This window comes from Sporocytophaga sp. (genome assembly GCF_017745095.1).
Taxonomy (GTDB): Bacteria; Bacteroidota; Bacteroidia; order Cytophagales; family Cytophagaceae; genus Sporocytophaga.
Window position 1 is genome coordinate 336,763 of sequence record NZ_JAGHZZ010000004.1, and the last position, 14,417, is coordinate 351,179.

Consider the following 14,417-nt stretch of genomic DNA (forward strand, 5'->3'; position numbering starts at 1 on the left):
TGAATGATGCTTCGCGGAAAAAAAGTTATACTTGGTGTTTGCGGGAGCATTGCGGCATATAAAGCAGCTTTATTAACAAGACAATTGATAAAAGAAGGAGCAGAGGTTCAGGTAATACTGACACCCTCTGCTTCTTCTTTTATTGGGCCACTTACATTTTCAACACTTACCGGAAAGCCTGTCTATAATTCTTTAATCAGGAATGATGCGGGAGAGTGGAATAATCATGTAGATCTTGCCTTGTGGGCAGATCTAATTCTTATAGCACCGGCCACCGCAAATACAATTTCCAAGTTGGCTAATGGTGTATGCGATAACCTCCTAACAGCAGTTTATCTTAGTGCAAAGTGTCCTGTAATGTTCGCTCCGGCAATGGATCTGGATATGTACCGGCATCCGGCTACCAAGGCTAATATTGAAAAGCTTAAATCCTATAGCAATATTATTATTGATGCCGAATTCGGATTTTTAGCAAGTGGCCTTGAAGGAGAAGGGCGTTTAGCCGAGCCTGAACATATTACAGATTTTGTAAAAAGATATTTTCAGAAAAATACCCAGCTAGCAGGGAGGAAAATAGTGGTTACAGCAGGACCAACCTATGAACCACTCGATCCAGTAAGGTTTATTAGCAATCATTCAACCGGAAAAATGGGTTATGAAATTGCTCATCAGCTTGATCAATTGGGAGCTTCTGTCACTTTGATATCAGGTCCTACAGCACTAAAATCTCCTTCTGATTCTGTTAAATTAATGAAAGTGCAAAAGGCCGAGGAAATGTATAATGCGGTGATGACAAATGTTCCGGATGCAGATGCTATAATACTTTCAGCAGCTGTGGCAGATTATACTCCGAAAGAAGTTGCATTACAGAAGATCAAAAAGAAAGATGGAGAACTGAGCATAGACCTGATAAAAACCAAAGATATTGCGGCAGCAGTTGGGGCTAACAAAAAAACAGGCCAGGTATTGGTTGGATTTGCTTTAGAAACTGAAAATGAAATTCAGAATGCTTCAGTGAAGCTTGCAAATAAAAACCTTGATTTTATCGTACTTAATTCTCTTAGAGATGACGGAGCAGGTTTTGGATTCGATACCAATAAGGTAACATTTATTGATAAATACAATATGGTGCAGACTTTTGAGTTAAAAAGTAAGAAAGAAGTTGCTTCTGATATCATCAGTGAGTTGCTGAAGCATCTGGATCTTAAAAAGAAATAATAGTCGACATTTCATAATAGAAAATTCAGTAACATATATAGTTTTTTGCTGTAATTCCCCACTTTAGAAATATGAAAAAGTACTTAATAGCTCTGATTTTTATACTTACAAATTTGATTTCTTTTGCTCAGCAGGGTGAGTTGAATTGTACCATTACTATTGATGCTGAAAGTATTGAAAATAGTGAGAAAAAGGATGTTATGACTCAGTTGAAGGCAGCCATGTTGGAGTTCATGAATAACAAAAGGTGGACAACTGATGAATATAAACCGGAAGAGAGGATTAACTGCAACATTATTATCACACTTACAGGAGTTTCCGGTCAGAGTCTGTACGAGGCTACGGCCATGATTACTTCTACAAGACCTTTATATAACACCAATAAGGAAACTATGATTCTCAAATTCCTGGACAGGAAGTTTAATTTTGAGTATGTAGAAGGAAGTGCGATTTATTATACTGAAAATTCTTTTAATGGTAATCTTACAGCAATGCTTTCTTATTATGCCTACATGATCCTGGCTATGGATTATGATACCTTTGGGCAAATGGGGGGGACAAAATATTATGAGAAAGCCAGAGATATTGCAAACATAGCTCAATCTTCCCAGGCAGTGGGATGGGATCAGTTGGAGACAAACGGCAGATTTTCATTAATTCAAAACCTTACCAATACTCAGTTTGCTCCATTTAGAGAAGGTCTATACATTTATCATCGCCAGGCAATGGATAAATTTTTGATAAATGCAGACCAAAGCAGAAAAGATATCATCACTGTCTTTGATAAAATAAAAACTGTGTATAACATCAATCCAACTTCAGTAGTAATTAAGAATTTTTTTAATGCTAAAGTGGAGGAAATAATAAATATTTATTCTCAGGCCACTCCTGAAATGCGTCAGCAGGTTGTAAATACTCTGCGACAGATGGATCCCCTGAATGCGGATAAATATAATAGGCTTCTTAAGCTCTGATCATTCTTCACTCTATCTATTTTTATTAAATTAGCATATAATTTAATAAAAATGGGAAAAAGGCTTATCCGCATACCTGCTAAGGACATTCCTTCCAAAATATCCACTGTGGTTTCGAAAGAAATCAATATCATCATGCACGACCAGACAACTCTTTTTGGATGTCTTGTTTCGGCAGATGATCAAAAGCTTTTGCTCAAAGACTCCAGATTGGATCTACACCCCATTGATTTTAAGAACATTCGTGAAATAATTTACGATTATACAGCCTCTTTTTAATTATGCTTAAAAATCTTTTAATCAGGAACTATGTCCTGATCAGCGAGCTGGAACTGCAACCGTCATCGGAGTTAAATATTGTAACAGGCGAAACAGGAGCAGGAAAGTCTATCATGCTGGGTGCTCTTGGTTTGTTGCTTGGTAACAGGGCCGATGTAAAAGTACTTTTCAATGAAGAAGAAAAATGTATCATTGAAGGTGCTTTTGATATTTCAGGATATGAAATTGAGGATCTTTTCAAAGAGGAGGATCTTGATTATGAAACGCTGTGTCTGGTAAGACGAGAAATAGCTCCCAGCGGCAAATCCAGAGCTTTCGTAAACGATACTCCGGTAAATCTTGATTTTCTTAAAAAACTGGGGCAAAGACTAATGGATGTACATAGTCAGCACGAAACGCTCATGCTAGGCGCATCTTCATTCCAGATTGGAATTGTTGACGCCTTTGCAGGAAATAAAAATTTGCTGACAGAGTATAAAAAGCTTTATAAAGAATTTAAAGATAAAGAAGCAGAACTTGTTGATGTTACAATACAAGCAGAAGAATCATCAAAGCAACAGGACTTTAATACTTTTCTTTTGAGTGAATTGGAGGAAGCTAATTTACAAAGCGGGGAGCAGGAAAAGTTAGAAGAGGATCTTAAGCTGCTTGAAAATTCAGAAGAAATTAAAAGTAAACTTAATCAGATGGTCAGTATCCTTTCTGAATCTGATCAGGCAAGTATTGCGGTTTTGCAGACAGTCAATAAATTGTTTGATGGTATTGTAAAGTATTCTCCATCCTATGAAAAACTTCGCGAACGTTTTCAAAGCATTGTAATAGAGTTAAAAGATATCAATGGAGAGCTTGAAGAAGCTGAACAACAGATAGATTATTCACCTGAAAAAATTGAAGAGAAAAGAGAACGTCTCAGCTTAATTTACAAGCTTGAAAAGAAACATCATGTAAATACAATTGAAGATCTTATAGCAATTCAGGAAGACCTTGAAAATAAAGCCGGTGCTAATTCAGATCTTTTTGAGAAGATCGAAATATTAAAAGTTGCATTAGTAAAACTGGAAAAAAGTTTGCGGGAAAAAGCAGTTAAACTAAGCAATCAGAGAACTAAAGTGATACCAGGCATTAAGAAGGAACTAGAATTATTACTTAAAGAGGTGGGAATGCCAAATGCTACTATGCATATTCATTCAGACACCACCGAGCTAGGTCCATTAGGGATTGATAAAATCAATTTCCTGTTTAGTGCCAATAAAGGTATCGCACCGGAAGAACTTAAAAATGCAGCTTCGGGAGGAGAGTTCTCAAGACTGATGCTGTGTATCAAGTACATGTTAGCTGATAAGTCTTCATTGCCAACTATTGTATTTGACGAGATCGATACCGGTATTTCCGGAGAGGTAGCGTTTAAGGTTGGTAAGATGATGAAGCAAATGTCTAAAAACCACCAGGTGATTGCAATCACCCATTTGCCTCAGATTGCGGCGCAAGGATCTGCACATTACTTTGTATATAAAGATCATTCAAGTAAAAGATCAGTGAGTAAAATAAGAGAATTAACGAAAGAAGATCGTGTTAAGGAAATTGCACAGATGATAGGAGGAGAGAAACCATCAGAAACTGCAATGAAGAATGCGAAAGAACTGTTGGAAATCAACGAGTAAGAAAAATAATATAAGATATTTTATCCAAGATTTTTTGAATGAATCGAGGAGAATAATAATTTTACGAGTTGAGTTTTAATAAAACAAAGAAAAAATGGCTTACAATCTCTTAAAAGGTAAAAGGGGAATCATATTCGGAGCACTCGATAGTAATTCCATTGCATGGAAAGTTGCTGAAAAAGCACATGAGGAAGGGGCTTCATTCACTTTAACCAATGCCCCCATTGCAATGAGAATGGGAGAGATCAATAAACTGGCTGAAACATGTGGTGCTGTGGTAATTCCAGCAGATGCTACTTCTCTGGAAGATCTTGAAAACCTTTTCACTAAATCGCTTGAAGCTTTAGGCGGTAAGGTAGATTTCATACTTCACTCCATCGGAATGAGTCCTAACGTTCGTAAAGGCAAGGATTATGGCGATCTTAACTATGAATGGTTTCTTAAAACTATAGATATATCAGCTCTTTCTTTTCATAAAATCATGCAGATTGCAGAGAAAAAAGATGCATTGAATGAAGGTGCTTCAATTGTAGCACTTAGCTATATTGCTGCACAGAAGGCAGTTCCTGGATATAATGATATGGCCGAAGCAAAAGCTGCATTAGAGTCAATTGCAAGAAGTTATGGTTTAAGACTAGGACCTAAGAAAATCAGAGTAAATACAGTTTCTCAGTCTCCTACTATGACAACTGCAGGTAAAGGAATTTCTGGTTTTGACGTATTTGTAGACTTTGCAGAAAAATTATCTCCTCTTGGTAATGCATCTGCTGAAGAGTGTGCAGATTATGTAATCACGCTGTTCTCAGATCTTACAAAGAAAGTTACTATGCAGAATTTATTTCATGATGGAGGATTTTCATGTACTGCTATTAGTGATGAATTCATTCAGTCATTTTACAGCAAAAAATAATTTTTTAGAAGATACTTATATCAAACAGGCGGGCTGAAAAGTCTGCCTGTTTTCTTTTATATAATGATGTATTTTAAAGTCAACTTTGGATTGTAGTTTTTCCTGAAAAGATTGATTTCATTTATGAAGTAAGCAACCAAAGTAACATAGACAGCATTTAAATTTTTTTATATTTGTATAGAGTGACAGACTAAAAAATTTCTTAAAACAAACTTATTTTCATGCAAAAACTACAATTATTTTGTTTGGTTCAAGTGCTGGTTATTTTTCTATCCTGCACAAAACCAGCTACAAATCCTTATTCAGGAGAGACTTATTGCCCTGTAACTTTAGATAGTAATGGCGATGGTAATTACACTGCTCATAAAGCTTCTGAAAATATAGTCATAGATGGGAAAGGCAATGAGAAAAGCTGGGAAAAAGCTACATGGGCACCTATTAAGTATAAATGGCTGGGAGCAGATTACACTCCTCAAGATTTTTCAGGCCGATATAAAATACTATGGAAAGAAGACAGAATCTATTATCTGGTTGAGATAACTGACAATATTCTTAGCGATCAAAGACCTGATCCATTCAACGATTGGTGGGAAGATGATTGTCTGGAGTTATTTATTGATGAAGACAAATCAGGAGGGAATCATCAGTTTAATCACAATGCTTTTGCATATCACATTACACTAGACTATGATGCAGTGGACATAGGTCCTGATCAGAAGCCTCATCTATATAATAAAGATGTAGAAACCAAGAGGACTAAGAATGGAAACGTTTATACGTGGGAAGTTGGAATGAAAGTATTTAAAGATACTTACAAAGATGGAGAAGATAACGTACCAGTAAAACTTACTGAAGGAAAGAAATTAGGATTTGCGGTTTCTTATAATGACAATGATGCAACAGGTGGTAGAGAGAATTTTGTTGGGTCAATGGAAATACCAGGAGAAGATAAAAATAGAGGTTGGATCGATGCTGGCTTATTTGGAACTCTGGAACTTGTGAAATAAGTATTAGTCTTTAAAGGTATATTTTCCCTGAATCATATTCAGGGAAAATATTGTAATATTTAATCATACTGCATTTTCAATCAATTTTTTAAGTATATCCTGCGCTGCAATAGCAATAACAGTCCCTGGTCCAAAGATTCCTGATACTCCATTTGCATAAAGAAAATCGTAATCTTTAGGTGGAATAATTCCTCCTGCTACAACCATTATATCATCTCTTCCTATTTTTTTCAGTGCTTCAATTAATTCAGGAATAAGTGTTTTATGACCACCTGCAAGACTAGATACACCTATTATATGCACATCACTTTCAGCTCCCATTCTTGCCAGTTCTTCAGGAGTCTGAAACAAAGGGGCAAGGTCAACATCAAAACCGAGGTCAGCGAAGGCTGTGGCTATTACTTTTGCTCCACGGTCGTGTCCATCTTGTCCAAGTTTTCCAATAATAATCCTAGGTCTTCTTCCATCCATTGCAGCAAATTGATCAGACAGTGCACGTGCCTTATCCATATTTCCTATGTCAGAAGATTCTCTTCCATAAATTCCTGAAGTAGTTCTAGTCATAGCTTTATGTCTCCCAAAAACTTTTTCCATTGCCATTGATATTTCTCCCAAAGTGGCTCTTCTCCTGGCCGCTTCTATGGCTAGCTCCAGAAGGTTACCTTTTCCTGTCTGAGCACAGTTGGTAATAGAATCCAAAGCAAGGATTACATCTTTTTCATGTCGTTGAGCCTTTATTCTTTCTAGTCGTTGAATTTGTTTCTCTCTTACCTGAGAGTTGTCGACTTCAAGAAGATCAAGCTTTCCTTCTTCTTCAACGCCATACTTATTAACTCCCACTATTGTATCCTGACCAGAATCAATACGTGCCTGCTTTCTAGCAGCAGCCTGATCTATTCTGCTTTGTGGAATTCCGGCTTCTATTGATTTTGCCATTCCACCATGAGCTTCAATTTCTCCAATCAGTTTTTCTGCTTTAACTATGAGCTCATTCGTAAGATATTCCAAATAGTATGAGCCTCCGAATGGATCTATATACTTGCAAAGATCCGTATGCTTTTGAAGATGTAGTTGAGTATCGCGTGCTATTTTAGCTGAAAAATCAGTTGGCAAGGCCAGTGCTTCATCAAGTGCATTAGTGTGCAAAGACTGAGTATGGCCAAGCACAGCAGCCATTGCTTCAATACAGGTTCTTGTTATATTGTTAAAAGGATCTTGTCTCGTCAAGCTCCAACCAGAGGTTTGACAATGTGTTCTTAATGCAAGAGACTTTTCATTTTTCGGATTAAACTCTTTCAGCATTTTAGCCCAGAGAAACCTACCGGCACGCATCTTGGCGATCTCCATGAAGAAGTTCATTCCGATTCCCCAAAAGAAAGAAAGCCTGGGAGCAAAGTCATCAATGTCGATACCCGCTTTCAAACCGGTACGAACATATTCCAATCCATCTGCCAATGTATAAGCAAGCTCAATATCGGCAGTAGCTCCAGCTTCTTGCATATGGTAACCGCTTATGCTAATGGAATTAAACTTAGGCATATGGCGGGAAGTATATTCAAATATGTCTCCTATGATTTTCATTGAAGGAAGGGGAGGATATATGTAAGTGTTCCTTACCATGAACTCCTTTAATATATCATTTTGAATAGTGCCACTAAGCTTTGCCGGAGACACGCCTTGCTCTTCTGCAGCAACAATATAGAATGCCAGAATAGGAATAACTGCTCCATTCATTGTCATAGAAACGGACATCTGATCCAAAGGAATTCCTTCGAAAAGTATTTTGATGTCTTCTACAGAATCAACAGCTACTCCAGCCTTACCCACATCCCCTGTAACTCTTGGATGATCGGAGTCATATCCTCTATGCGTCGGAAGATCGAAGGCAACTGATAATCCTTTTTGTCCTCCTGCTAGATTCCTTCTATAAAAAGCGTTTGATTCTTCAGCAGTGGAAAAACCTGCATATTGGCGGATAGTCCATGGTTTACCAAGATACATGCTAGCATAAGGTCCTCTTAAGAATGGCGGGCTTCCGGCAGGAAAGTCATCATAGATAAAGCTTTCGCTATCTTTTTGGGTGAACAAACTTTTTACTGGAATCTGTTCGGACGTTAGCCAAGTGCTTTTCTCCTGTTTTCCGGTAAAAGATGGGTCAGGGAGTTGATGATATTGTATTTTTGAAAAATCTGGCTTCATAATTTACTTGACTATATTCCTACGTTTGGCCTCTGAATAACCGTTTGCTTCTTCAATAGCTTTAAATTTTTCCCATGCTGCTTCGCTAATTTTTGAAGTAATAGTTTCTATTAAATAAGAACCAGCTAAAGGATCTTTTACTTTATCCATGAAAGATTCTTCTCTTAATATATGTGCAATATTTAAACGTACTCTTTGATAAAACTCTTCTGCAATTGAGTCTAGTGATGTTGTTCTGCTGTTTATTTTAATAAAGTCAGAATTACCCAAAATAGCTGCTGTAAACTGAATTGTATTGATGATCATTTCATCATTTTCATTTTTAACAGTGGATTTTGAAGGAATGAGTTCAGAATGAAAAGTTGTGTTGACTGAATTTCCCGGGAGCAGAAGTTCCTTTAACTTATCCCAAAGTGATCGGAAAGCTCTCAGTTTGGCAATTTCTACAATAAAGTTTTCGCCAATTGAAGTATGAAAATGAATTTTTGATAACACCAATTCTTTAGAAATTCCTTTTTCAGTAAGAAGATCGAAATATTCAATAGCTTTGGCCAGTGAATAAGCTAATTCAGTCCCGGGGTCCTCATTTGATTCGGAAATTCCTAAAATTGAACCGATTGATCCTTTTTTAGAGAGAATTATTGACAAATTATTGATGATATCATCCTTTTCTCTTAAATAAATGTCGGAATTGAGATTTAAAAAACTACCAGGTGCGATATTTTCCAAAATATCAATTTTATCGGCCTCAAAAATTTCAATGGTGTATGAAAAGTCATTTAATAAATCTTTCACAGAAGTCAAACTAAAATTTCGACTATTTCTGATTAAAATTTCTATATGATCTGCATTGAATTTTTTTGATTTTTCAATTTCTTTTTTTAGTGAATCTATGTCCAAAAAAATGATTTTATAGACAGCTTTCCATTTGCCAAAATTTTTGTCAAAATATGACACGTTTATACGGCTTAAATCTGCTTTGGTATAAAATGGTTCTATATTTATTTTTTGGCCTACGTTCCACGCCAAAGAATCAAGTTTTTGAAGCTTTAATTCTTCTTTTATTTTATTGATCCACAGTTCTTTATCTGTGTTTTCGAAGGGGGTATTTGGAGTTGGTGAATGTTCCACGGAAACTTTTTTTTAAAGCTATTAAAAAAATCAACTAAGGGAGAAAAAGATTACAAAATCATTAGTTTTTTGTTCCTAAATTTACATGTAGTAACATTTTGTTTGTTGCATATTTAGAAGAATTTATTGTTTTATTTTAAGAATATTCAAGGGCTTATTTCGTAATTTACAAGCCCTGAAGGATATGAAAAAGTCAAGTCCCCATTTCATTTTTTTGTTAATTATTTTTTTTACAAATTTGTCTCCCCTCCAAAATCAAGGAGGACGATTTTTTCAAAAACCCTTTAATTATGCTAATTGTAAAAGACTGTAAAGCAGTGTGGAACAACTGTCTCCGTATCATTAAGGAGAGTGTAGGCGAGCAAAGTTTCAAAACTTGGTTCGAACCTATAGTCCCAGTAATGTTACAGAATGACGTTTTGACGATTCAGGTTCCTAGCCAGTTTTTTTATGAATGGCTTGAAGAGCATTATGTTCAGGTTTTAAGGAGAGCGATAGACACTGAATTGGGCGCTGACGGAAGGTTGGAATATTCTCTGATGATGGAAAAAGAATCAGAGCAGTCCAAAACTTTTGTGAACCAAGTTCAGGGAAAACCGAATGGTAATGCAAAATTTGTAAATTATAACTCTCCTCAGACTGTTAAAAGTCCGTTTGATTTAAAAGGGCTGGATAAGTTTTCTTTCAGCTCACAATTAAATGTAAACTATACTTTTGACACGTTCATTGAGGGAGATTGTAACAGACTTGCGCGTTCGGCCGGTTATGCTGTCGCTAACAAACCGGGAGTAACATCTTTCAACCCATTGATGATTTATGGAGGTGTAGGTTTAGGTAAAACCCACCTTGTTCAGGCAATAGGAAACAGAATTAAACAAAACAGTCCTGACAAGTTTGTTCTTTATGTGTCATCGGAAAAATTTACAAATCAATTCCTTGATGCAATTAAAAACAACAATACCCAGGAGTTTGCAAATTTCTATCTTCAGGTAGATGTTCTTGTTATAGACGATGTACAATTCCTGTCTGGTAAAGAAAAAACTCAGGAGATATTCTTCCATATCTTTAACCACCTGCACCAATCAGGTAAACAAATCATAATGACGAGCGACTGCCCGCCAAAAGATTTGAAAGGATTACAGGAAAGATTATTATCCAGATTCAAATGGGGTTTGACTGCAGATTTGCAGCAACCAGATTTTGAAACAAGAATTGCAATTATTCGCAAAAAAATGCAGTCAGAAGGTGTAGAAATCTCTGACAGTGTTGTTGAGTACCTTGCTTATAGCATAGATACCAACGTAAGAGAGTTAGAAGGTGTATTAATCTCTTTGATTGCACAATCTTCATTAACTCAGAAAGAAATTGATCTTGAACTTGCTAAGCAGACATTGCAGAGCATTGTTCAAAACATAGAATCGGAAGTGGGTATAGATTATATCCAGAAGTTTGTTGCCGAATTCTTCAACGTAACTGTTGATTCTCTTAAAGCAAAAACAAGAAAGAGAGAGATCGTGATAGCAAGACAGGTTGCTATGTATTTTGCAAAAGAATACACTAACCTTTCATTGAAGTCTATCGGTTTCCATTTTGGAAACAGAGATCACAGTACCGTAATACATGCTTTAACTTCAGTAAACGACTTAATGGACACTGACAGAAAGTTCAATGCAACAATGCAGGAGTTGATTAAAAAACTGAAGCTGAAAGCTGCTTAATCTGAATTTTTAGGGTTACTTTTTAATATACTGAGATGCCTGGTGGAAACATCAGGCATTTTTTTTCCAGTTTGTAGAATCAGGACGTTAACTTGATTTTTTTATAGATACTCCTCTTTTGGAACCAACTACTGCATCATAATACTCTACCCCATCTTGCATTTCATTGGGCACATTAATACGAGTCCTCTCATTTTCCTTATCATGATCAATGTTGCTGAATTGATTAACCTCTACTTTGCTTGATTTGATGAGCCGCACATACTTCATTTTTGCTTTCGCATATATGACTACATCAGAAGTAAATTGCTTGTCCTTTTTCATGCCTTTAATATTCTATAACTACTCAATAGTTACAACAAAATTTTCAATGATCAGTGTTCTTCATCTTTCACACTATCAGAATTAGGGGTATTGCAATTTTTTAAATCAGGATTTTTATCAAGTGATTCTAATGCCTTGATAAAGATAGTTTCGATCTTTTTCAGTTTTGCTGTAAAAAGAGCTTCTGCTTCAAGTGAATCTACATCTAGTTTGATCTTATCTATATGAATGTCTGTTCCGATTTCTATATTGGAGAAATTAGAAAGCTGTGCTTTAACGGAGATAGAAAAATTTAAATTTTCTGCATCCATGTTGACTTTACCAGCTTTTAAGGAAGGAACTTCCAGAATCATATCTGAATCATTATCAGTTTCCCTCTGAACATTCGGTTGCTCTTCGTTTTCAGAGGAGTCTTCTGCTTTTTTAATTAGTTTTTCCTTTGACATTGAATTCTACTTTTTAGCAGCCTCCTTTAGTTCTTTATATAAATCGGAGATTACTCTAACCTTGTTTACACCATAAATTTTGACAATAAAATAAGTTCAGTCTTAGTTTCTCATCTAAACCCTTATAACTTTAGTTCTTCATTTCTTCTTTTAACTCTGATTTATTAAAGCTTCTAATAGAAAACAAATTATAAATTTCCATGTTCAAAAGTGACCAATTTTCTTTTAATAGCCTTAGATCTCAGATCAGTAAATGGTTCCCAAAGCTCTAATGAAATCTCTTTAAGCTTGCTATAATATTTAAGGGGATGTTCAATTTGTTGAATTTAGTTGGTTTCTCACATATTAAGAAAGTTCGTTACTCAGTTCTTGAGAAGTTTTAAATAAATGAACTTTAAGAATGTATGATATTTGTGTAATTCTTTTTAACACTAAAAAATTTGCTTGCCGATCAACGTTGTATTTGTAGGGATTAGGAATTGATCACTTTTGAGTGCAATAGATTCATTGCTTTTTATTGAAGTACCAGGAACAAACAGAATGCAAAAAGTTCTTTAATCATAAAGCTGTTTTATTTAATAACGGCGGATTCGCAAATATATGTTGGAATGATGCCGGTGCTTCTGATATATTGTTCTGCCATGTCTGGCTGCGTTATACCGGTGAGCATTAATGCAGTATCGAACCCAAATTTATTTCCACCCATTATATCAGTATGAAGTGTATCACCAACCATCAGGATATCATTTTTATCTACAATGCAGTTAGCGCAAGCATGTTCAAATGCGAAATTGAAAAGCTGTGAGTCAGGTTTGCCAAATCTGATAAATTTCTTCCCGACAACATTTTCAATTAATTCCGCTACCCCACCAATAGCAATGGCAACCTGTGATTGCGATACTGGATAAGTAGTATCAGTGTTGGCTACTATTACAGGTATATTTCTGTTTCTAAGGAGGTTTATAGTTTTGTTTAAATCCTTGTTCCAGTCAAATCCTTCATCATCAAGTAATACAAGAGCATTAACTTCTGAAATATTATCAAGCTCAAGCTGACTGATTGGTAAGGTTTTAAGTCCTGATCTTTCTATGTAGTGCGCTGAGTTTTCCGTCCCAAGATAGGCCACAGTACCATGGTTGACTTTCAGATCAAGATATTCTTTAGCCAACATGCCCGATGAAATTATTCTATCTGGGGTAATAGCAAAGAGGCCAAGCTTATGATAGGATTCAGCAAGCTGTGCAGGACTTCTGGAAGCATCATTGGTAAGAATAAAATACTCTTTATTGTTCTCCTGGAGATAATTAAATGTATGTTCTATTCCAGGTATCAAACCCTTGTAATTTTTTAAAACTCCAAATGCATCAAAAAATATGACCTTGTATTTTGAAACGATGGATTTGAAATCTTGTAACTGCACCATTAAGAGTAATAAGTTTTAAGTAATAAGTATAAAGCGTAAAGATTAGTCTTGTTATATATAGTTTACAATTGAAGCTCTTTTAATATTTTATCTGCATTGAATTCTTCATCTATGGAAGGGAAGTATGTTTCATAAGCTTCTCTTTGAAGTTTGGTCGCGTATATTTCATGAAAGAAATATCTGCCATGTTTTATTACATAATTCAGAATAAAGAATCTGTAGGCTTCTTTCAGGAACAGGATTTCATTTCGAGTAAGTGGAAATACTTTATGATACTCTTTCAAGAAAAGGATAAATCTGTCTTCCATCAACGGTCCTATCACATAACTGAATACTGTTCTGTCTCCAATATCTGAAACGACTCTGCTGAAAAAATAGAAGTCTAATACTCTTGAACTCATTCTGAACCAGTCGTAGTCCCAGCGGGAAAATAGTTCAAGTTTATCTGTAACGGAAAAGTTACCGATGTTCCAGTCTACAAATACAGGAATGCTTTCAAAAGATTGATAATTTAATAATTCTATATTCTTAAGAAACGTTTCACATTGGCTCCTAAGATAGTCTACATGCATTCTGTGTTCATATTGACCATCTTCAGTATCAAGTATGTCAAGCAGATGTTCAATATCTGATAAAAGGGTTTTGGATGATTTGGGTAGAACGTTTTTTACCTTAGCACAAGCTTTATGAAATTTAGCTATTTCTCTTCCGAGCTTGACTATATGTTCCTCTTCCAGCCGTCTGGGAAGTTTTTCCATAACACGTATGGGATTATAAAATACTACCCATGCATCTGTAAGTCCTTCCTGATATCGGTAAGTATATACTTTGTTGTTTTTTACCAATGACTTTGCCAGTACATTTTCAAAAGGATAGAGCAGATTGTTGGCCAGTGCGTGAATCAGTCTGTGATCTTCTTTGAAATGCTCGTATTTCCCAAAATAAGATAGTTTTGCTATGATGATATCTTCATCGTCAAAGGTTACTCTGAATACATGATTGGTAGAAACCTTTGCGCTGATATCTTCAATTTTTGCAATGGTCTTGGATGCATCAAAGTTTCTCCAGGCTTCTTTTATAATTTGAGAGTAATCTATGATTTTCATGTTCAGTTATTAACCCCTTTG

Annotated in this window: 13 protein-coding genes; 7 read left to right on the forward strand and 6 right to left on the reverse strand. The window is 35.7% G+C overall.

Translation table 11 applies throughout. From position 1 onward, the window contains the following. The first annotated feature begins 3 nt into the window (after positions 1 to 3). The 6 genes from coaBC (at position 4) to J7604_RS08450 (ending at position 6,049) form a co-directional block, all read left to right on the forward strand. A complete protein-coding gene (coaBC, locus tag J7604_RS08425) occupies positions 4 to 1,218 on the forward strand; it encodes a bifunctional phosphopantothenoylcysteine decarboxylase/phosphopantothenate--cysteine ligase CoaBC (protein WP_367113559.1) in 1,215 nt (404 codons plus the stop codon). A gap of 71 nt (positions 1,219 to 1,289) precedes the next feature. Beyond that, the gene (locus tag J7604_RS08430) at positions 1,290 to 2,192 is read left to right on the forward strand and encodes a DUF4835 family protein (RefSeq protein WP_293894016.1); all 903 of its coding nucleotides are present in this window, start codon (positions 1,290 to 1,292) and stop codon (positions 2,190 to 2,192) included. Positions 2,193 to 2,243: 51 nt separating this feature from the next. Further along, positions 2,244 to 2,471, forward strand: a complete 228-nt coding sequence (locus tag J7604_RS08435) for a hypothetical protein (RefSeq protein ID WP_293894018.1) — start codon at positions 2,244 to 2,246, stop codon at positions 2,469 to 2,471. A gap of 2 nt (positions 2,472 to 2,473) precedes the next feature. Continuing rightward, the gene (gene recN / locus J7604_RS08440; RefSeq protein WP_293894020.1) at positions 2,474 to 4,132 is read left to right on the forward strand and encodes a DNA repair protein RecN; all 1,659 of its coding nucleotides are present in this window, start codon (positions 2,474 to 2,476) and stop codon (positions 4,130 to 4,132) included. A gap of 94 nt (positions 4,133 to 4,226) precedes the next feature. Then, positions 4,227 to 5,042, forward strand: coding sequence for an enoyl-ACP reductase (locus tag J7604_RS08445; RefSeq protein ID WP_293894022.1), 816 nt, complete (start codon positions 4,227 to 4,229; stop codon positions 5,040 to 5,042). A gap of 221 nt (positions 5,043 to 5,263) precedes the next feature. Next, the gene (locus tag J7604_RS08450; protein ID WP_293894024.1) at positions 5,264 to 6,049 is read left to right on the forward strand and encodes a sugar-binding protein; all 786 of its coding nucleotides are present in this window, start codon (positions 5,264 to 5,266) and stop codon (positions 6,047 to 6,049) included. A gap of 63 nt (positions 6,050 to 6,112) precedes the next feature. Here the strand turns inward: J7604_RS08450 and scpA are convergent, their stop codons facing one another. Together scpA and J7604_RS08460 are read right to left on the reverse strand one after the other, a co-directional pair. Beyond that, positions 6,113 to 8,248 (reverse strand): methylmalonyl-CoA mutase, encoded by a 2,136-nt coding sequence (gene scpA / locus J7604_RS08455; protein ID WP_293894026.1) that lies wholly within the window; start codon positions 8,246 to 8,248, stop codon positions 6,113 to 6,115. A gap of 3 nt (positions 8,249 to 8,251) precedes the next feature. Then, positions 8,252 to 9,379: a methylmalonyl-CoA mutase family protein gene (locus J7604_RS08460; RefSeq protein WP_293894028.1), complete on the reverse strand. Its 1,128-nt coding sequence runs from the start codon at positions 9,377 to 9,379 to the stop codon at positions 8,252 to 8,254. Between the two features lie 290 nt (positions 9,380 to 9,669). Between J7604_RS08460 and dnaA the strand changes: the two genes are divergently transcribed. Beyond that, positions 9,670 to 11,097, forward strand: coding sequence for a chromosomal replication initiator protein DnaA (dnaA, locus tag J7604_RS08465; protein ID WP_293894030.1), 1,428 nt, complete (start codon positions 9,670 to 9,672; stop codon positions 11,095 to 11,097). Between the two features lie 87 nt (positions 11,098 to 11,184). Here the strand turns inward: dnaA and J7604_RS08470 are convergent, their stop codons facing one another. From J7604_RS08470 to J7604_RS08485, 4 genes are all read right to left on the reverse strand, one after another. Continuing rightward, entirely contained in the window at positions 11,185 to 11,421 is a 237-nt protein-coding gene (locus tag J7604_RS08470) for a hypothetical protein (protein WP_293894033.1), read from the reverse strand. A 50-nt stretch (positions 11,422 to 11,471) separates the two neighbouring features. Continuing rightward, positions 11,472 to 11,867 carry a hypothetical protein gene (locus J7604_RS08475; protein ID WP_293894036.1) on the reverse strand — a complete coding sequence of 132 codons (396 nt, stop codon included), beginning with the start codon at positions 11,865 to 11,867 and terminating at the stop codon, positions 11,472 to 11,474. A 571-nt stretch (positions 11,868 to 12,438) separates the two neighbouring features. Further along, complete coding sequence (locus J7604_RS08480) at positions 12,439 to 13,287, reverse strand: TIGR01459 family HAD-type hydrolase (RefSeq protein ID WP_293894294.1); 849 nt, start codon at positions 13,285 to 13,287, stop codon at positions 12,439 to 12,441. A gap of 65 nt (positions 13,288 to 13,352) precedes the next feature. Continuing rightward, positions 13,353 to 14,396 (reverse strand): hypothetical protein, encoded by a 1,044-nt coding sequence (locus J7604_RS08485; protein ID WP_293894039.1) that lies wholly within the window; start codon positions 14,394 to 14,396, stop codon positions 13,353 to 13,355. Positions 14,397 to 14,417 lie beyond the last annotated feature (21 nt).